Source organism: Pseudomonas sp. B1-22 (genome assembly GCF_050474425.1).
GTDB lineage: Bacteria > Pseudomonadota > Gammaproteobacteria > Pseudomonadales > Pseudomonadaceae > Pseudomonas.
In genome coordinates, this window is record NZ_JBCHVH010000002.1 from 1 (window position 1) to 18,557 (window position 18,557).

12 protein-coding genes and 1 rRNA gene are annotated in these 18,557 nt (G+C 56.3%); 5 read left to right on the top strand and 8 right to left on the bottom strand.

Translation table 11 applies throughout. From position 1 onward, the window contains the following. Positions 1 to 73 (bottom strand): 16S ribosomal RNA (locus tag ACQ5BL_RS06715); the annotation flags it as partial. A 1,044-nt stretch (positions 74 to 1,117) separates the two neighbouring features. Here ACQ5BL_RS06715 and ACQ5BL_RS06720 point away from each other — a divergent pair. From ACQ5BL_RS06720 to ACQ5BL_RS06735, 4 genes are all read left to right on the top strand, one after another. Next, complete coding sequence (locus ACQ5BL_RS06720) at positions 1,118 to 1,612, top strand: BRO-N domain-containing protein (protein WP_430292880.1); 495 nt, start codon at positions 1,118 to 1,120, stop codon at positions 1,610 to 1,612. Positions 1,613 to 2,120: 508 nt separating this feature from the next. Then, positions 2,121 to 2,435 carry a hypothetical protein gene (locus ACQ5BL_RS06725; protein ID WP_430292881.1) on the top strand — a complete coding sequence of 105 codons (315 nt, stop codon included), beginning with the start codon at positions 2,121 to 2,123 and terminating at the stop codon, positions 2,433 to 2,435. Between the two features lie 336 nt (positions 2,436 to 2,771). Next, complete coding sequence (locus tag ACQ5BL_RS06730; protein ID WP_430292883.1) at positions 2,772 to 2,972, top strand: hypothetical protein; 201 nt, start codon at positions 2,772 to 2,774, stop codon at positions 2,970 to 2,972. Between the two features lie 267 nt (positions 2,973 to 3,239). Continuing rightward, positions 3,240 to 4,451 carry an MvaI/BcnI family restriction endonuclease gene (locus tag ACQ5BL_RS06735; RefSeq protein ID WP_430292884.1) on the top strand — a complete coding sequence of 404 codons (1,212 nt, stop codon included), beginning with the start codon at positions 3,240 to 3,242 and terminating at the stop codon, positions 4,449 to 4,451. Positions 4,452 to 4,641: 190 nt separating this feature from the next. Here the strand turns inward: ACQ5BL_RS06735 and drmB are convergent, their stop codons facing one another. From drmB to ACQ5BL_RS06760, 5 genes are read right to left on the bottom strand one after another with little or no spacing between them, the layout of a single operon-like run. Next, positions 4,642 to 6,579: a DrmB family protein gene (drmB, locus tag ACQ5BL_RS06740; RefSeq protein ID WP_430292886.1), complete on the bottom strand. Its 1,938-nt coding sequence runs from the start codon at positions 6,577 to 6,579 to the stop codon at positions 4,642 to 4,644. Next, a complete protein-coding gene (locus tag ACQ5BL_RS06745) occupies positions 6,569 to 10,285 on the bottom strand; it encodes a helicase-related protein (RefSeq protein ID WP_430292887.1) in 3,717 nt (1,238 codons plus the stop codon). Before ACQ5BL_RS06745 ends, drmB begins: the two co-directional genes overlap by 11 nt. Then, entirely contained in the window at positions 10,278 to 11,993 is a 1,716-nt protein-coding gene (locus ACQ5BL_RS06750; protein ID WP_430293129.1) for an NERD domain-containing protein, read from the bottom strand. The genes ACQ5BL_RS06745 and ACQ5BL_RS06750 overlap by 8 nt, the downstream gene beginning before the upstream one ends. Next, positions 11,990 to 13,603, bottom strand: coding sequence for a hypothetical protein (locus tag ACQ5BL_RS06755; protein WP_430292888.1), 1,614 nt, complete (start codon positions 13,601 to 13,603; stop codon positions 11,990 to 11,992). The genes ACQ5BL_RS06750 and ACQ5BL_RS06755 overlap by 4 nt, the downstream gene beginning before the upstream one ends. After that, a complete protein-coding gene (locus ACQ5BL_RS06760) occupies positions 13,600 to 14,427 on the bottom strand; it encodes a hypothetical protein (RefSeq protein WP_430292890.1) in 828 nt (275 codons plus the stop codon). The genes ACQ5BL_RS06755 and ACQ5BL_RS06760 overlap by 4 nt, the downstream gene beginning before the upstream one ends. A gap of 531 nt (positions 14,428 to 14,958) precedes the next feature. Here ACQ5BL_RS06760 and ACQ5BL_RS06765 point away from each other — a divergent pair. Continuing rightward, positions 14,959 to 16,320: a type II restriction endonuclease gene (locus ACQ5BL_RS06765; protein ID WP_430292892.1), complete on the top strand. Its 1,362-nt coding sequence runs from the start codon at positions 14,959 to 14,961 to the stop codon at positions 16,318 to 16,320. 84 nt (positions 16,321 to 16,404) lie between these two features. Here the strand turns inward: ACQ5BL_RS06765 and ACQ5BL_RS06770 are convergent, their stop codons facing one another. Beyond that, positions 16,405 to 16,890 carry a very short patch repair endonuclease gene (locus ACQ5BL_RS06770; RefSeq protein ID WP_430292894.1) on the bottom strand — a complete coding sequence of 162 codons (486 nt, stop codon included), beginning with the start codon at positions 16,888 to 16,890 and terminating at the stop codon, positions 16,405 to 16,407. A 95-nt stretch (positions 16,891 to 16,985) separates the two neighbouring features. Further along, positions 16,986 to 18,416 carry a DNA (cytosine-5-)-methyltransferase gene (gene dcm, locus ACQ5BL_RS06775; RefSeq protein WP_430292895.1) on the bottom strand — a complete coding sequence of 477 codons (1,431 nt, stop codon included), beginning with the start codon at positions 18,414 to 18,416 and terminating at the stop codon, positions 16,986 to 16,988. Positions 18,417 to 18,557 lie beyond the last annotated feature (141 nt).

An 18,557-nucleotide genomic window follows, 5' to 3' on the forward strand; every position in this document is an offset into this window, starting at 1 on the left:
TCATCCGCTCGACTTGCATGTGTTAGGCCTGCCGCCAGCGTTCAATCTGAGCCATGATCAAACTCTTCAGTTCAATACTGCTTGGGTTTTGAGAAAACCCTAAACTTGGCTCAGCAATCGCATGCTCAACTTAATGAGCTAAAACTCTCGAGTTCACGAGTGTTACTTGCGTTGCTGATAATCAGTCGATCATCAGTCTTACATCACAAGCACCCACACGAATTGCTTGATTCGACTTGTTAAAGAGCGTTTGGCTGAGGCTTTCGCCTCAACCGAGGCGCGCATTCTACGCTAACCTCTTTTTCCGTCAAGCGTTATTTTCGAAAATCTCTTTTCTACTCAACCGCTTGCGCATCAGCGAAGGAAACCTTCTCATCAGCGGGAGGCGCATTCTACAGCGATCAAACCCACTGTCAAGCACCTCGATGACCTTCTCTTCAGCTCACCGCCGGAGCAGCCAATGAAGAGCGGCAAGTGAATCACCTGCCTGATCACCATTCTCAACTTCGATTCACTGTAAGTGCTTGATTTTCAAGCTCTTTCAGCGCTTCGTCGCTGGGAGTGGTGCGCATTATAGGGAGTTAAAAATGCCCGTCAACGGCTTTTTGCAGAAAGATGACAAAGGGTATCTCCCCTCCCTCTCCTACTATAGAAGCAATCCCCTCCGGCAACCGCGCACCGCCAGTAGCACCGACGGTAGCCAGGCCCAAGCTCAAGCGTCCCACCTCCTCCACTCCGCTGCTTCTTCTATATAGAGAAGACTCACCAGGACCTCGCACCTCCACGCACGCGCCCTGGATTCCTACGAGCGTTGCAGGTTGCCGCCTCGGAAAGCCGTCCGCCATTCTCCGAGCGTCACGGTCAATCCCGTGGCCTGGTTTGACGACCGGAACTGAGATGACGCGAAAGCGCTGAAAACGCGTGCAGGAAACAGCGATGGTTTCCTGTAGGCCCTTTCATGCCAGTAGTATTCACTACTGGCTCTATGGCGGATCGCGCAGGGAGATCCTCGGGTCTGCCGGTTCCATCTCCCGGTTCGTCAACCCTGCGCGGTCCGCCACCCTTCGCTTGACGACGACGCGTGGCGGCTCCTCAACCTCGTAGGTGGAGCTTCACCATGCAAGACGCTTACAAGCCTGTCGTTTTCCAACGCTACACCTACCAACTGCGCGCCGTCCTGATCGAACGCCAACCCTGGTTCGTCGCCCACGACTTCGCCCGCCTGATCAACGCCCGCCGCCCCTACCGCCTGCCCAACCGCATGGACCCGGAACAGAAACGCGCCGTCGTCTTGGAATACCACAGCGGCTTCCGCGAGGAAGTGGAAGTCATCAGCGAATCCGGCGCCTACAAAGCCCTCTACCGCTTCTGGCACCCCGAACACCGCAACATAGCCAAATGGCTCAGCGACGAAGTCCTCCCCACCCTCCACGACACACAGCACATCCCCGACACCAATCCCCACCGCGCCTTCATGACCTGGGCCGACCAACGCATCGGCGTGATCAAGTGGCAAGGCGAAATCTGGATAGCGCGACGGGACCTACCGACTTTCCTGGCAACACAGGATGACTGGGCACTGAGAGACGCGCCGAGCTGGCGATCGATCTAGGTAATCTTTGCGGAAAGAGAAATGCAAAAAGGCCGGCTCATTGCTGAACCGGCCTTTTCAAATTTGGTCGGGACGGAGTGATTCGAACACTCTACCCCTTGCACCCCATGCCAGTGGTCGAAATCGTAACTCACTGATTTTTCTAGCATCATCTAGGGCGCTCGCTGCAACCGATGTCCTACGCTACCTGACGGTTTTCAACGAATTCCCGCAAAAGTCCCTGAGCAGATTGGCGGCTTCGGGTTGCGAGACCTCTGACTTTGATCCTCGGCCAGCAAAGTCCGCGTCCTAGCCATTGATGCTTGGGCCGCACGCAATGTGTTCGAGACGCTTCGACATTCAGCAAGCAACGGACGGCGAACTGCGCCTAGGTTGCTCGAAGCGCATATCCGGCCCAGCATGATCCGAACAAGCAGGCAGTTTTTGAGATCATCGTGATATCATTCGCACCTTCTCATGGACACGAGGATGATCTGAACAACAGGACTTGTATTCTGGGATTCGCGTTTTGGCATTGACCGGCTGCACTGACGAAGGCGACTTCAAAGAAATCCTGGGCTGCGCAATCGCAGTCGATCAACTTCAGCAATGTGCCGCCCCCCAGAAAATCAACGCCTATATGGGCAAACTCCTGAAGGAAACAGGCTACAGGCCATCCGTGATGGCGATGCTCAGAATCCGCGAAGAACTAATGTACGACGACTGGAACCTCGCCGGAATGGGCACGCTGGGACAGCTGGAAACCTTCCTCGACGAATTCAACTCCTGCACCTGGCAAGACATCTACCGCCAAGGCGACCTGAGCCGTCGCGACCTGCTCTGAATGGTATACGGGCAGCAGTAGGAGCGATCGCAACAAACGCTGAGCTGCCCGGACCACCAGCTCCTCCCGTTGTGAAACATCAAGGAAGATCATGAAGAAAATCAGCTGCCTTCTTGCCCTCTTCTCCCTGCCGATTGCCGCCATGGGCTACGGCGAGATCGGCCAATGGTCCAGCGGCTGGGGTCAGGGTACATCCGAATACAACGTCTCGGACAACGCCGGAAACTCCCTTTATATCGCCTGCAGCGAAGACCACCCGGTTAGCATGACTCTGACCTTGAATGGTGCGGAATACGGCAGCTACAGCGACAGGGATTTGACCTGCTGGTCGATGCCGTGGAAGTACAGACGCCTTACGACACCGCCTCGCGAGTGGGCGCCAACGACCTCCTCTTCGTTTGGGACGATCTGCGAAAAGCGAAAACGCTGCAAGCCAAGACAACCGACGGCCAAGTCATCAGCCTGCCCACCAAGGACTCAGCCAAGGCACTGCCAGCCTGGGGCACGCCGGAGTTCGCCTATACCACCGCGTTCTAAGAACAGCCAGTCGGGGTAAATGCCCAGCCAAGTTGAAATGTATCGTTATTCACTGGTACGTACAGACGTGCCTGCGGGCTTGAAAACATCTTTTAGCTTCCAAATAGCGCCCCCAGGTCGACGCCCAGTAATTTTTGTTTTCTTACTCCCCAGAAAGTTTCGTCATCAGCCAGAGAAAATCCGGCAACTTTGTGAAGCTTTTGATGCCTTCAAAGACCCTTACCAACCAGAAATCAACTTTAGAAAAACAGAAATACACGACCAACCATGCTATCAAGATCCCTTGAATCACCTCGCGCCTACAGCCAGAGCCTAGCAAATGGGCTCGGAAAGACCTTAGTAACTGCACATATATTTGCAAAAATCCTCAGCCACAATGATGACTCTGGGAGACACGGCGTTGTCATACCAACAGAAATTTACGAGTTCTTTCCAGAGCTTAAAATCGATAATCCAGACCAGAACACAGCAACGTTCTTCTCTGCATTTGATTGCGTAAATGGGAAGGAAACGAAACTTTCCTATAAATATTACCAGCGCTACCCTGAGCGCAGGATAACTCGCCTCAATGGTGCGCTAAACCGCAAGAATGGCGCAAGAATGGCCGTATTCATGAGGGCCGAACATACGGACGGCTCGACGGGGTACTACGTTGACGCGGTCATTGAAAATGTCGATACCTGCTTCCCGGCCTTGTGCAAAGTTCTTTTCGGCGATGTCCCCACAAAAAATGAATCATTCATTCTACTTGACTCCAGCTCTACCTCATTCAGCACTGACGATGTGCTCAAAGAGCTACTATCACATTTCGATCGAATAAGCTCTCAAGGCTATATAAATACCCTAAGAGCGGGAGACACCGGCATCGGCTACACCTTTGAGTTCATGGCTGGAGTTGAGGAGAATAACGACAAGACGGCCGACTTCAAGGGAATAGAAATCAAGTGCAAACATGATAAGGGCACCGGAAAGGGTAGCAAAATCAATCTTTTCCAGCAGGCACCTGCCTGGCATACCAAATCATCCAACTCTCAACTCATAAAGAATATTGGCCAGCCTGACCAAAATGGCTTTTATCGCTGTTATTCGCAAGTCACAACAAAAATCAATAACCTTGGCCTCTGGCTTGATACGGACTGTCCAACCGAAATTAATCTATTAAAGAATACGTCGCTCCTAGGGTACTGGTCTCATAAAACGCTCGAGCAGCGACTTCTGGAGAAGCACTCTAGGGCTGTTTTCATCAAGGCAAAAGTACTTGGCAAAGGAACAGAACAAAGCTTCCATTACACGGAACTTGTGTATTGCGAAAGACCCTTGATCCAGAATTTCAAAGAGCTTGTAGGCGAACGCCGAATCGTCTTTGAGTTCATGATGTCGGAAAAGGGGAATGGGGTAAGGAATCACGGCTACCCATGGAGATTACTCAGTGAGGAAGATCTTCCCAATCTTTTTTCACTGCGTGTAAAAATCAGGTAGGACTGGAATCTTCCACCCAGAATCAGCACCTCATGAATCCGCATGGGGCGCTGCATTGAAAACACCTGAGTTCGGTCATGCTGCGTTGAAAAGCGACTCGGGATAGTCTCTACGACCAGAAAACTCTGCTTCCTCGCCGCTTTCCGCCTTGCCTGGCCTTCCCTCGGCAGATTATTCCTACGAGCACTGGTCAGATAGAGTGCGCTGTAATTAGATCGGACAAGAACCCATACTGCGGCGCTTGGGGGGTCCCGACAACCATAGCTCGATCCAATCCACTGTTGACTGTCTCGCAGGCTGTTTCCGGTAGCAGAACGCATGCATGACAGGCTGCCTTGTTCACTCGCCGCGCCCCTGTACCACCCAAATCCTCCGAGCACACGGGGTCGGCGGAACACCAAGAAGCCCGCGAAAGCGCCCTGCGCACCATTGGCTCGAACATCTCAGGCCGGCCGATGCGGACCAGTCCACCCAGACTCCCCTCCGAGTCCCCAGCAGCTGTATATATGAGGAAGGCTGCCATTGGTGCCTCCGGATCGCTCGACACGAAGATGCGCTCCTTCAGCGCAGCAGACGAGTAACCGCACTCGAACACCATCTGATTGATCATGATGTGCGCCAGACTGTGAACCAGAAGGTAGCGGGCGGCCCATTGCGGCGTCCAGTCTTTAGCCTGGAGGGGAGGAAGGAGATTCAACTCGTTACCCATGCGGCTTACAAACGCTTGGTCGAGCCGCGCCCCCAGCCAACCTGCGTTATCATCTAGCCATCGACGCACGGCATCCTCGCTCAGCTCGACAAAAATTCCCTCGCCGTAGTTCTTGATGGCGGGCAACCACTGGTGCGCGGGCTCTGGCGGATGCAGGAAAAGCTGATTCATGGCCGATGACGGCATGGCTTTGAGCGGATCCCTCGCCCGAATAAGACGTTCAAATCCACAGAATACGCGCGTCTCGCGCAAGCGCTCGACCAGATTGACCCGCCCAAACCAGCGTTTCAATTCCTCCGGAACCTGGCTGGGGATGACTCTAAGCTCATCGTCGACACCAGGCCCCACTTCATTGCGCAGAACGTTGTACTCGGCCCGCCGGAACATCAGCGTTTCCGACTCCTCCATAACGGGCTGATCCCCCCCGCTGGCCACCGAGGTACCCTGGCTGAGGGAGTCGATGGCCTTCATAATCGACTCGTCATCGGGAAGGGTGGAGTAATGGGGTCTCAGGATGTCGCGAAGCCTGCCTAGAACGTCCGGCCGCTCCCCCATCTCGAGGAGGAACTTGATGATGCTCAGATCCATTTCGTCCCGCCGCAGTATTTTCTTTATTTCGGCGACGGTCTGTTCGCTGGTCATGTCCGGCAGGTAGATCGAGGATAGAGTCATGCCGAAATAGATGTTCGACTGGTTAATCAGCACGGCTACGGGAGGTTCATCGCACGACTGAGCCCCCCGTCCTAGCCAGGGACGCTCCCCGCTGCAGCGGAGGATGCCCGCGGAACGGAGCCCGGAACCTTTGATCGTGCCACTTTCCTGATCACGGTCCATGCCCATGGACCCGGCCAGCGTTTTCCATTTCCGGCAAGTCGTGCAGGAGACCTTCACGGAGCGCAGGTCTGGACCGCCCGAATCATTCAGGACCAGGCCACTGTCCCCCGGACACACGCATCCGCACCACTCCTTCCAAGGAAAGTCCGAGATATGCCCGCGGCTGCAGACACTAATGAACCGGACCGGACGCCACCGCGCCTGTTTCTCGCCCTTTTCCAGAGGGGCCAGTTTCAGCGTACCAAGACTAACCCGGCGCATTTTTCCGCTGAAACTGTCGACATACCAAGTGGGGAAGCGGTGTGTCTGAACCTCCAGTCTGGAGAGACCGGGGTTCTGTTCGTCAAAACAATACTCCGGCGGCTGGCGGAATTGATGAACCCGGAGCAGCGCGGAAAGTCGGGGCTCGTAAATCGCATGCTTGCGCATGGCTGCCCCATCTGCTTTCCAGTAGCCACGCTCATCCCTCTGCTTGTGCCAGAAGTCAAGGCCGCAGACGATGTTGGGAACACCATTCTTGTCGGTGTAGATACTTCCCGGACCAAAGGGTGCAATCAGTTGCCCCAGCCGAATCTCACTGGCCATGCTCTGTGTGCTCCTCCACAAAATAGTTGTCGCTGATCGCCGCGCGGGCAGTGCCATCGACATTGCGCATGCTGCTGAGAACCCGAGCACCCTTTTGTTTCTGTTCGCGGGTCGCGAACACGCCGGACCACAGCATCAGGTATTCACCGTCCCTTTTCTGCGGGTATGCCCACCACTCCTGCGGGTTGGCCTGCCATTTCGTGCGGAGGTCGCTGTATACCTTATACATGGCATCGCGCACGCGATCCGACTCCGCTGGCTGCTTTTCCATGATGATTTCGCAGCGCTCAAGCAGCAGTTCAAACGCCTCCTCCAGATAGCCGACATAGTCACCAAATGCCTCGCCGGGTGATTTAGCGTTATGGCACTGCCTGGCCCAAACCAAAAGGACGCCGGTCAAGGCACGCTCCACTGCTTCGACCGAAAATGGTGTGGCCGACGTGGGCTCTACACGCTCATACAACCGGCGGTGATAGCTGTGGAACTGCTCGAAATGTGATCGGTCACGACTCTTGCTTGGATTGAACATGCTCAGAATCAGGCCCGGTCGGCTATCCCAGCGCCTGCCGACGCGCCCCGTAACCTGGATGTATTGCGCGGTCGACTTGGGCTGGCCGACAACGGCCATCAATGCCAGCCGATCGATATCAACCCCCACCTCGATGATGTTTGATGCAAGGCAGGCATCAATGGACTTCTTGTCATTCCAGTCCAGAGCCAGCCGGTCCATCAGCTCAACCAGCTGTGCCTGACTTTGGCGGCTGGTCAGTTCCTCGACTGTATTGAGGTAGCGTTGCTTGCTGCCCTTGAGCCCATAGCGGAGCGAGTAATCCTTCATGCGCGCGGCAATGTCAGACTGGAACAGAGTCTGGGCCCCCCCCAGCTCGCGAAGGCTGTTGTAAAACGCCAGCAAGGTCCACCATGCATCCTTCTTGTCATCCTCGAACATCCAGGCCCTGAACAACGCTGCCGAGAATGTGCGAACCTGTGCCGTCAGGAATGACCGGTAACCGCCGACATGAATGCCAAGGTACAGGCGCCCCTCTGCAAGCCGGCCGTCGCGGTCTCTAGCGTAGCGTCCGAAAAACGAGTCCCCCATTTCCAATCCCGGACTGGGGAACAACTGCAGATTCTCGCGGGCGTAGACGGTGCGCACCTGATCAGTTGCGCCACGAATGGTGGCCGTCGATGCGATGATCTTGGGCCGAATCAGGTGCCGGCCTACCTCTGCGGTACAAAACCGCTCGATCACGCCCTCATACAGACCGTAGATCGTGCCCAGCGGCCCGGAAATCAGATGGAACTCGTCCTGGATGATCAGCCCTGGTGGCTGCCTAACACGGGTGACATTTCCTTCACTATCGTGATGGAAGCCAAAAAGTGCCCCAGTTTCCGGCTTCCAGGCCATCATGGCGAACTTGTCTGCTGTACCGATGAACATGGACGGCGGCTCGTCATAGATGGCCTCGTCGATCACCTCGACAGGAAGGCTGTCACGCGCGTCACCATATTCACAGCAGGTATCGGAACACTTCAGGTAAGGACGCCTGCCGGAAATTGGCAGTCCAGCCAGATTGCTGCCTTTGCTTTTGGCACGGCCGCCGTCGGAATCCTTCTCCAGTCGGCCAATTGTGCTTCGGCACCAAGGACACTCAGTAAGTACCAACGGATTCCCAGATACGTCGCTCCGCTCGTACTTGCGAATAGCCGCAACGGCTGCTTCAAACTTGTTCGGAGAGCCATCAGCTCCTACCCACAACCCCAGCGAGAATCGGGCCTCTCCTAACTGAGGATGGGACTGCTCTTTCTTGCGTCGTATGCGAATTTGCTCCATCGCGCAGATCAGGCTGGCAGCACGCTGGAATTGCTGGGTGGTCAACATGCGCAGGGTATAGCGCATGAAGACGTTGGTGCCGTCGCGGCGAAGTTCGTCGTCGGGGTGCGCAATCAGTCTCTGGTGGAACATGTAAAAGGCCGCAACCGCGAGGTATGCCTCGGTCTTGCCCCCACCTGTAGGAAACCAGATCAGGTCGACGACCTCTCGGTCGTCACTACGCCCGTCAACTAGCCCTGCGATACTCATCAGCACAAAGGCTGCCTGGAAGGCACGCCAGTTGCCGATACCCACTTTCTCTGAATCGGCGGCCCAGACCTCCCATGGAGTGCGAGGCTGACCTTCCGCGAGTTTGGCTGCCACCACGTTGCCATCGAGACGGACCAGGGGGCGGCGCACGATCTGCTTGGAGGCTATCTGTTGGAGCATCATTCCCTTGTTAGCCAGACGGAACGCCTCCAGCGCGATTTCATCTTGCTGCAGAATGGCAATACCCTCGCGGATGCGTGTCAGGCACTTCCTGCAGCCATCAAGATGACGCGTGGCCACCTCACGTAAATGGTGCTCTAGCCCCGAGCTGTCAGCCTCGCGTGCCTCGATCCACGCGGCATACTCTCCAGCGAGGCGGTCGAGTGCCTCCCAGCCCGCGCCGCCCGAGGCAAAGGACGGCAGCCCTGCCAGCTCGCGCATTGACAGGGTGACCGGTTTGCCGTCCCCATCCCTGATGTCGGGCGTCATACTCGGTAGTTCCACGGCCGGCATCACATCGGCGAAGACCGCTTCCGGCGTCGCACCTTCCACACTATCCCATCCCGCCGCACAGCCATGCCCGATCGCCCAAGTGGCCTCGTCACGGTACAGCAGGGCGAGCGTCTGCTCGTCATCATCGAACTGCCCGAACGGCCTGACGCCTTCAGGGTAACGACTAAAGGCCGCACCACCCTGCACGCGCACCTCAAAGCAGGCTTGGAAGAGCACGCCTCGGACCCGTTCCGCCTTGCTCTTCATGATGCTCGCATCCAGCTGGTTCCGCAGCACGCAGGTGATGATCCACTTGCCATGCATGCGCCGCGGAAACACCTGGATCTGCAGGCCCAGCCCCCCCGCCAGTGCCAAGTTCCTGGACTCGGTTTTACCTGGCTTCAGGCTGGCCAGCAGAAACCGTTCGCACGTATCCTCAGTAGTCGCCGGCACACGCCGCCACGCCTCAGTCCGGTGTTCGCTACCCTCCTTAGAAGTGACCTTGATACAGGGCTCGTACCGTCCGTTGACTGGAAATGCGGCCGCTTCTGGCAACTGCCAGAAAAACTTCTTCATGGGGGGTAGCGACACCACAAATTCGCCGTCCCCCTCCTCGAGGCAGAAGGTGATGCCCATGACCGACGGCTGGTACATATCGTCGCTGCTGACCGCGAAATCGTCGTCATCCGCCTCGGCGCCACCGCCTTGAGACTCCGCGTCGCCGCTAGCGAACACCGCAGAGGACGCAGGCCCTTCCGGATCGGAGACCACAGCCTGTACAGTTTCAACCGATGCGCCGTCGTCCGGTTCATCGTCGGTCGTCTGATCGCCGAATGCCCCCCCATTCACTGATTCGTCAATCACCGCCCCACGCACATCGTTGCGCGGGTGCAAAAGACCCGCGCCATAACGCTGCATGGGTGTTTCGCCACGATAGTGAACGATTTCCTGCAGAACAGCGCTGCCATCGCATTGGTAGTACAGGGTACCGTCGGCCTCCTCGGCGATCCGGAAGCAGCCCTGTGCATCAACGGTCACTGTGGTGTTGGTGCGATCCGCACCCAAAGGGCGCGCAGGGCCCACCAGCTCGCCGCGCAGAAATTCAATCTCGGCAGATCTTTCGTTATTCATATTCTTTCCCTGCGCTTGTGACCCATGCGGTCAGCTGTGAAGCACCTGACGCGTGACAAAAAAGATGGAGTCGCTCCTGGGCCCGTGTAATTCCCGTGTAGAAGCGGCTGCGATCGAACCCACTGTCGGAAGGAGTCACGTCGGTGATTATGATGACCTTGTTCTCAAGGCCCTTGTAGGCGGAAACAGTGGACCAGCGGATGCCCTTGGCACCTGTCCTCCCGGCAATGACGAAGGGACGGCGGCACATCTCGCGAAGCAGGGGAAGCACCGATTGCTGTTCGGCTCCGAAGGAGAGAACAGTAATGTCCTCTTCACAAAACCCGCTGGCCAGGGCCGAATCCATGCACGTAATGATCTGGCGGGCCTGATCCGCTGCGTCCTTGTACAGACCAAGATTCCATGCATGCAGGCCGCCGCCCTGACGCAGATACCCGGAGTAGGTACTCCGGTCGGCCTTAGAAAGCTTCATCGCGATTTGACCAATGGCCTTGTAGTTCCGGCAGTTTTCCGTAAGTACCCAGCGGGCGGAATAGCCCCGCAAGGCGGCAAGGGGGACCTCGAGCTCCGTAGCGCCAGTCAGGACCTGATTGCGGAAGTCGCCCAGCATCAGGTATCGGCCTCCGTCCAGGTTGCCGTCCAGCAACAGACGAATACAGTCCAGCAGGTCCGGACGCCCAAGTATGTCCTGCGCCTCGTCGATGACGAGGTAGTCGAACCGGGCATCATTTGTACACGAGGGGTCCGTGAGACGATCCTGGATCTGCAACGGTAGGTCGGACCAGAAATCATCGTCGGGATTATCAGGCACACTCACCCCGGTCAAAGACATCAGTACGCTGAGGGCGGAGCCGCCAACCAGCAGTGGATTTCGATCGGTCTCAAGCTGGTTGGCGGCCCATTGGCCAATCAACCGATTGAAACATAGATACGCCACACGAAGCCCTTGGGCGGCTTTGCGTCGGGCAACCTCCAGACCAATCAGAGACTTGCCGGTGCCGGCTCCACCTTCCACAAGCACCCGGGGGTTGTACTCCGTCAAACGAAGCAATGGGCGCTGCTGCTCGCGCAGGAGTTTCTCGAGTTCCTCCTCGCGATAGCGGATTTCGGCGTTCTTTTCCGGTCGGCGTGTGCGAATGGGGAAACAGAAACCTACGAAGTCCTCTACTTGCTGCCCAGACAGCGGTGCCTTCAGGGGAGTGATCGTCGAATCCACATCAATGATCCGAAGGGCCATGGCTTTCAGCGCATCACTCAGTGCATCACCCGTGGTACAGGCCTCGAACCGGCCGCGGTCCATCACCTCGTAAGGCTGGACCGACAGGTTGGGCGGCACAGCAAAGTCCGCCCGAGGGAATATGCAGCAGTGAACCACCGGCACCTGGGAAAAGGCCGCTAACCGGTCCACCAGCCGGCGCCGCAGGGTAAAACGCGCATCCTGCGCCTGACGGAATGGCGATTTGGTGATGCTCTCCGGGTACCAGCGGTCGCCGTCGAAGCCGATCTCGCGATGCGACTTGACCTCTACGCAGAGAATGCCAACATCGGGAATAAGGATCACAAAGTCGAGCTCGGTGCGCCTGTTATGGTTGCTCGGGGCCAGGTCCAACGAATGGATGACAGTCCAGTCGCACTGGGCGCTTTCAAGTTTCCGGTACAGAGCCACCTCCCCGGGCGGGGCGGACTCATCGATAAATCCGGGAATCATGCGCACAGATGATCGCCTCCCAAGTCTGCGCGGAACTGCTCAGCGATAGGCATCTTCAGCGGCTTTCCAAGCAGCTCTGCCGGTGCTGCAAAATCCGACGACAGGCTGATCACGGGCTTGAATGCCACGCTGCCAGTGAGTCCGCTGACCGGCTGAAGCAGGTGACGATGAACATCATCCAGTGAAATCATGTCGCGAATGGCGGGCAATTCCTTGCGCAGCTCTGCAACCAGTTGCTCATTGACGATGGCATTCTCCACAGCCCCGTGCTGTATCGCGGTTACCCGTGTGGACTCGACTTCCGTCCAGGCCCGGCGCCAGCCTGGAATTGTCCTGCCATTCACCACCATCGAAGGAATTAGCTCCGGATCAAGCACCTTTGTCAGCAGTGCCTCAAAATGCTTCTTGCGCAAGGGAGCGCGAATTACCGTGCCATTCATTGCTGTCCACTTCTGGACCGCACGGGACAGATCCAGCAGACCGATGCCGGCTTGCTGCATTTTCTGAGCACACACACCCGGGTGTCGTCTCCAGACATCGGCCAGCGCCGTTTTCCACAGGGCAGCCAGCGGCGCCTTGGTGGCATCCACGCTTACATCACCTAGGTCCGCATCAGCATCATGGATCAGTAGGTAATCACCGGCCTCAACGTCACCGATGTGCCGGTAGCCAACGGCCTCAGCATCAGCGCAATCGGGCGTGAACACCAGCAAGCGGGAACCGGGGCGCAGCAGCACGCCGTACTCGGCAGGAAACTCCACCAGCACACAGCGATGCCGGGTTTTGCCGGCGGGCGCCTTCTGGTCAAGATACGCAAGATCATCCACTGGCTCGCTCTCACGAGGCGCTGTCACCGCTCCCTGATTTCCGGTGATTATGTTGCGGACCGAGGTCAGGGTCGCCAGGTAATTGTGCGCAGGTAGCACCGGATCGTCGGCAAAGCCATCCTCATCTTCCAGCCCCTTCCAGACCAAGCGGATCAGCCTGCGGTATGACGGTGACGTGATCAGTGCCTCTGGCACACTGCCGAAACCGCTCGTACGCAATGGTCCAAATCGGATCAGTGCATCGACCGGAGGACTCTTGCGGTACTCTGCCAACGTGCTAACGAATGCCCCGTCATCAAGTTCGGCCAGCCCCTCGAGCAGGTCGCGATAGAGGTCGCGCTCCTTGTGATGGCACCAAATCCCAATTCGATCTTCTGCGTATTCGCCGGCAAGGTCGACGAATAGCCGAACGAACTCCGTATTGAGCACGGAGCCTTCCTCAGCGTAACGGGTAATAAGGTCTCTCAGCAGCTCAACGGTTTGCGCGGCCTGCGCTCCCCACTGCCGGCGGGTGCGCCCGTCATCAGCAAGACCGCAGCGGTGGAACAGACCGATATCAGGCATCAAAGGCGACGTTAACCACTTCTGCATCTCGAAACGGAGCATCAGTGCAGGTTCGTTCTGGTGCACATCATCCTCCGGCCGATACAGAAAGGAATACAGCGACCGCATATGCTGGCGAATCGCAGAAAAGAGCGGAGACTCGCCAATGTAGAGCTCCTGGACCGGAGGATTGTTATGCAGGAACTGCAAGCGTGCGGTAGTTGAGACAGGCATGTTCATGTCCTCCGTTGCAGGACACGCAGCAGCATGCCGGCTGGCATTTCGCCCGACCGGTAGTGGCTTGTTTCTGCGTCGGTGTAGTAGCGAACGGTATCGTTCAGCCAGTCCTTTAGCTGGAGGACGGCCTCGATGGAGGCATCACGATTGCAGACCCCTATGATGTCGCAGGTGGGAAACAGTTTCTCCGCAAGGAGCAGCGCCGATATACCATCGGCCACGACCAACCAAGCTGCCTGTACGCTTGCACCGTGATGTGCGCGCTCACTGAGGAAGCGCAGACGCCGTATGTAATTCCGCTCGCCGTGATGCAGAGTCAGCAGATCGCCCAACGGAAGCTGGCGCTCAGCTGAGACGAAGCCCGTCGAATAGAACTTCTGCATGTAGGTGGAGTCACGCGCAGCACCCTGCCCGACCAGCACCAGACCGTCATAGGATCGGAGCAGGTTTTCTTCCAGGATATGGCCAAAGCAACCTGGCAGATTGCTATACGCGGATGGCTCCAGCGCCTTCCCCTCCGGAGGCAACTGCGGCAAGGGAGAATCACGCAACTGCCATCTGATTGCGTTATCCCGCATGATATATCTGCTGCAGGCGCCATTTGGGTTAGGGATGCTTTTGCCTTTGCGTTTAACAACCGGCCGATGTGTGGCGCTCTCGAGAACAATTGCATCTCGTTGGCCATCGTAGGCAACAAAACGCCAGCGGGTATCGTCAACTGCGTTGCGCACGTCCCACGAGAGCTCTTCGGGAAAGGCCGCGCGACGCGTTTGAGCTGCCGCGCGCTCAAGACAGGCCTGCAACAGAACATCGAAGTGCGTATCCAAGTGGTTTGCAGTCGTGCGCTCAAGATCGCTCCGCAACGCGCCCAGCGCAATGAGACCTGCAGCCTCAGACTCACACGGCATCGACAATAGGCCAATCCGGCGAACACTGGTGGAACTTAGGCGCCACCGGTACCCCAAACCAAGCACGGTAGCCACCCAAGTAGGGACTGAGTCATGTAACGCGTGCACTTCAAAATACTGCATCCAAGCGATCCTAACGTTCTCAAGCATCCTAAACAGCAGCGGTAACTCCAACCGGTCACATCAGCGAGGCCCCATCGCCATGCAGTCTCGCAGGTTTCGCGATCTTGGGCTCTCCCCCCAGGAAAACATGAGAGCCCTGCAACCACAATCACTGGCGTGCAGCTCGAATCCACCCCACATATCACACCAACCTAGGAAACTGACCGAGGACCTGCCCTGAACCGCGCCCGTTTACTCCCACCGTGACCTTAAGGTGCTTTACCCCGGCCACGATGTCGTTCAATGAGCAAGCCTTGGTAGAATCAGCCCCCCAAGGAGAGGTGAAGCATGCCTATTGCAGCTACGGAATCAACGATCAGCTTAATCGAGCAGATTCTCCAGAAGTGCTCAAAGATAGCCATCAAGAAGCTATCAAACAATGACCGAAAATGGGCTGACGGCCCTGAGTTCGGCCACCAAAATGGTCCGTACATTCCCCTGGAACTGAGAGAAGGCTCATTTTTTCCGTCCCTGTCGAATGCCACCTCAAGTGCCGCGCACATTTACGAGTGCCGTATCCAGACGTGCTGGGTTCGCACGGGAGAAGTCAAGCAATCACGGCTGGTAAACTATTCAAACAAGGGCAAGGAGTGCCACCTGACAGGCGTGCCAAAGGCTGAATTTGCTGGCATCGGTCCTGCCTCATGGTTCCTCGCAGGTCGGCATGAAGACTCGACCGGAGTGACGTATTACTGCGTGGTACTTGATTCCGCAGACGAAGAGGGCTCGGCATATGTCGAGACCATTTTCGAGCTGGACTCAGCATTCGAGTACAGCCTCTTCGATACAGCGCATGCCATCGTTCCGGAGGTGGCTCCCACTGGATTTATCGAGGAGTTGCTCCAGGCTCTGACTGAGGGGCGCATGGAAAGCCTGTGGGCAGCTTGCGCATTTCCAAAAACTGCTGAACTGGCCGCACAGGCACAGACTGAGTTCCTTAGAGAGACCGGGGCGGCTGATCTGAACCCGTTTAAGCTGGAGTGCCCCGGCAATGCCCTCATGCGGATTAGCAGGGACATCGAGTATCACCTGTTCCGCCAGCATTCGGCACGCCACTACTCCGCGAAACTGCTTCACATGCTGTCGGGAGGCAAGACTCCTCCAGACCTGACAACTGTCGTCACGGAGCTAGTCACCAAATACGATGAAATCTACAAAGAGGTAATGGTCAGTGCCGGCCAGCGTTCGAAAAGCAGGGCCGGATACTCATTCGAGCAGCACGTGCAACGAATGCTCGCCGATGGAGGGATTCCTTTTCAGGAACAACGCTTTGTCGGCAACCAGCGGCCAGACTTCATCCTGCCATCACTGAAACTCTACAGGGATCCCGAGCGGGAACGCGATGATGCATTCATCCTGAGCCTCAAGACGCTTTTGCGCGAACGATGGAAGCAGGTACTAAGCGAGAACAAAGCGTCCGACTTATACCTTGGCACCGTCGACGACGGCATCGCGGGGGACTCCGTCGAAGAGATGAGAGAGAATGGTATCTACCTGGTTGTACCTGAGCAGCTCAAGGACTCCAAATACACGGAGTATGAACGCCATGAGAACGTGATCACCTTCCGGGATTTTTTCAGAACAGAGCTTGGGAAACGGCGCACGATCTGGATCGACAAGGGGCTTAAGGTGCAATTCAACGACTCGTAAGTTCGGTGTTGGCGCGAATGTGGGGCTGCAAGAGTCTCAATCGATTCTTCAGCCTCGGAGCCCACCCATAGCACTCCCCGATTTCTAGCCGCCGCTCAGCTCCCGGCCATGCTCACCTCGAATTCGAGGGGGAGCAACGGGCCACTCCAATCTTTCGATTTCGGAATCGATCAGTGGAGGAAGTTCGTGAATTTCGCTGAGGGAATGTTTAAGTCCACACTCCCAAATGACGAGAGTTCTCCATCCGAGCTCTGCCAATTCACTGATGTGCCGTTGGTCCCGCTCTGCATTGCCATTGAGCTTTGCTTGCCAGAATTCCTTTCTGGTCGCCGGTGACGTGGCGTAGAAGCATCCCGAGTGCCGGTGCCAAAAACATCCATGCACAAAAATGACCAGTCGATATTTGGTCAGCACCAAATCAGGCCGGCCGGGCAGATCCGCCCGATGCAGCCTAAAGCGATACCCACATGAATGCAGGTATCGCCTTATCGCAAGCTCCGGCTGGGTATGCTTTCCGCGAATGGTTGACATCATCCGAGAGCGCACCACCGGCTCGACAATATCAACCAAAAGCTATTCCTCAAGTAGTACCCATCAGGGTCAACTCTGGCATTGCCATGCTCGGCCGCTTACCTGGATGCCGTGAAAGCCTTCAAGCGCCTGATTTAAGCAAGAGCCATTTCCAGCTGAGGCAGCTCAACGTTTGCGAGCTTCTTTTTTGCAGCCAGAATGCGGTCTTCCATCAAGCGGGCCACCGCTTCGAAAACTGGAACGGCAACCGAGTTTCCAAACTGACGGTAAGCCTGAGTATCAGAAACCGGGATAACAAAGTTGCTCTCGTTGGGCTTGTCAAAGCCCATGAGCCGCGCACACTCAGTGGGCGTCAATCTCCGCGGTCGATTCTTCTGGTTTTTTGCACCGTAGAAATCCTCCGACTCGACAAATCCACGATCGACGAGGATTTCAGAACCGTCCTTGTGGTACCGCGCCGATAGCGTTCTTGCCACATCCTGCGGCCCAGTCAGTCCGAAGCCAAAGCCGTTCCCCTTCTCACGATGCTTTTGTGCGTATTTGTAAAGGTACTCCCAGAGTTTGGGACTCAGGATGTACTTGTCGTCTACGTTTGCCTCGAGCAACTCACCAAAGGTGGGGCGCTGCTTTGGAAAATACTTGTTGATACTGCTCAGGGTGAAACCTTGGTGAACATTGAGATCTCGCCGGAAGCCAACCAGAACAATTCGCTCACGATGCTGAGGTACAAAGTGCCGAGCATCAATGACCTTGGGGTCAGATCCCTTTGGCGCATCAACATCGGCAACCTCATAACCGAGCTCGTCCAGGGTTTCGCAAATGACCCGAAAAGTACGCCCCTTGTCATGGCTTTTCAGGTTTTTCACATTTTCCAGAAGGAACGCAGCTGGTCGCTTGGCTGCCAAAATCCGCGCTACGTCAAAGAACAGCGTTCCCTGAGTCTCACACTCGAAGCCGTGCTTCCGTCCTAGCGAGTTCTTCTTGGATACCCCTGCAAGTGAGAACGGCTGACAGGGGAACCCAGCCAGAAGCACATCATGATCAGGAATCTCGCGGTCAATGTTTCGATACGCTTCCTCTTCACTCACATCAGGCTTATCGGAAAGCGTGACATCTCGGATATCGAGGTTGAAACAATGGCGGGCGGGATCACAGTAATGATTCGCCTTGTAGGTGCGCACTGCATTCTTGTCCCATTCGGACGTGAACAGGCACTCCCCACCAATCGCCTCAAATCCCTTTCGGATCCCACCAATCCCCGCGAACAAATCGATAAAGGTGAACGATGGATCAAACACCTTTCGCTTCGGAAGCAGAGCTTCTAGGCGGGTGTATTCGACATGGGACAACTTCGGTGACGCTTTACCCTTAACCCAGCGATTGATGGTTTCACGGCACCAGTGGCCGTCAATTCCATTCAGGACCTCAGCAAGATGCTTCTGGTCGTAGATTTCGAGCAGCCTGCCCAAGAGCGCACGATCACTTCCAGCAACGTCTTCCGATGCATTAGCACCCAGAGCCCCCTCAATCGGATGCACCGCAATACCGCTCTCGAAATGGCTCATTGACTCCCCCTCTGGGTCAAATGTGTGACTTTCCATCACCATTCTATCCCCTATCATCGTTTTGTAAATTTCTTTCAGCCACAAGCAGCAGCTATGCTCATGTCAATTCGGTCAATACTGTATATAAATACAGCATACGTA

Excerpts from the sequence above, each read along its gene's own strand:
- ACQ5BL_RS06720 (WP_430292880.1), top strand. The coding sequence starts at position 1,118 with ATGCAAGACGCTTACAAGCCTGTCGTTTTCCAACGCTACACCTACCAA.
- ACQ5BL_RS06735 (WP_430292884.1), top strand. The coding sequence starts at position 3,240 with ATGCTATCAAGATCCCTTGAATCACCTCGCGCCTACAGCCAGAGCCTA.
- drmB (WP_430292886.1), bottom strand. The coding sequence starts at position 6,579 with ATGGCCAGTGAGATTCGGCTGGGGCAACTGATTGCACCCTTTGGTCCG.
- ACQ5BL_RS06745 (WP_430292887.1), bottom strand. The coding sequence starts at position 10,285 with ATGAATAACGAAAGATCTGCCGAGATTGAATTTCTGCGCGGCGAGCTG.
- ACQ5BL_RS06750 (WP_430293129.1), bottom strand. The coding sequence starts at position 11,993 with ATGATTCCCGGATTTATCGATGAGTCCGCCCCGCCCGGGGAGGTGGCT.
- ACQ5BL_RS06755 (WP_430292888.1), bottom strand. The coding sequence starts at position 13,603 with ATGAACATGCCTGTCTCAACTACCGCACGCTTGCAGTTCCTGCATAAC.
- ACQ5BL_RS06765 (WP_430292892.1), top strand. The coding sequence starts at position 14,959 with ATGCCTATTGCAGCTACGGAATCAACGATCAGCTTAATCGAGCAGATT.
- dcm (WP_430292895.1), bottom strand. The coding sequence starts at position 18,416 with ATGAGCCATTTCGAGAGCGGTATTGCGGTGCATCCGATTGAGGGGGCT.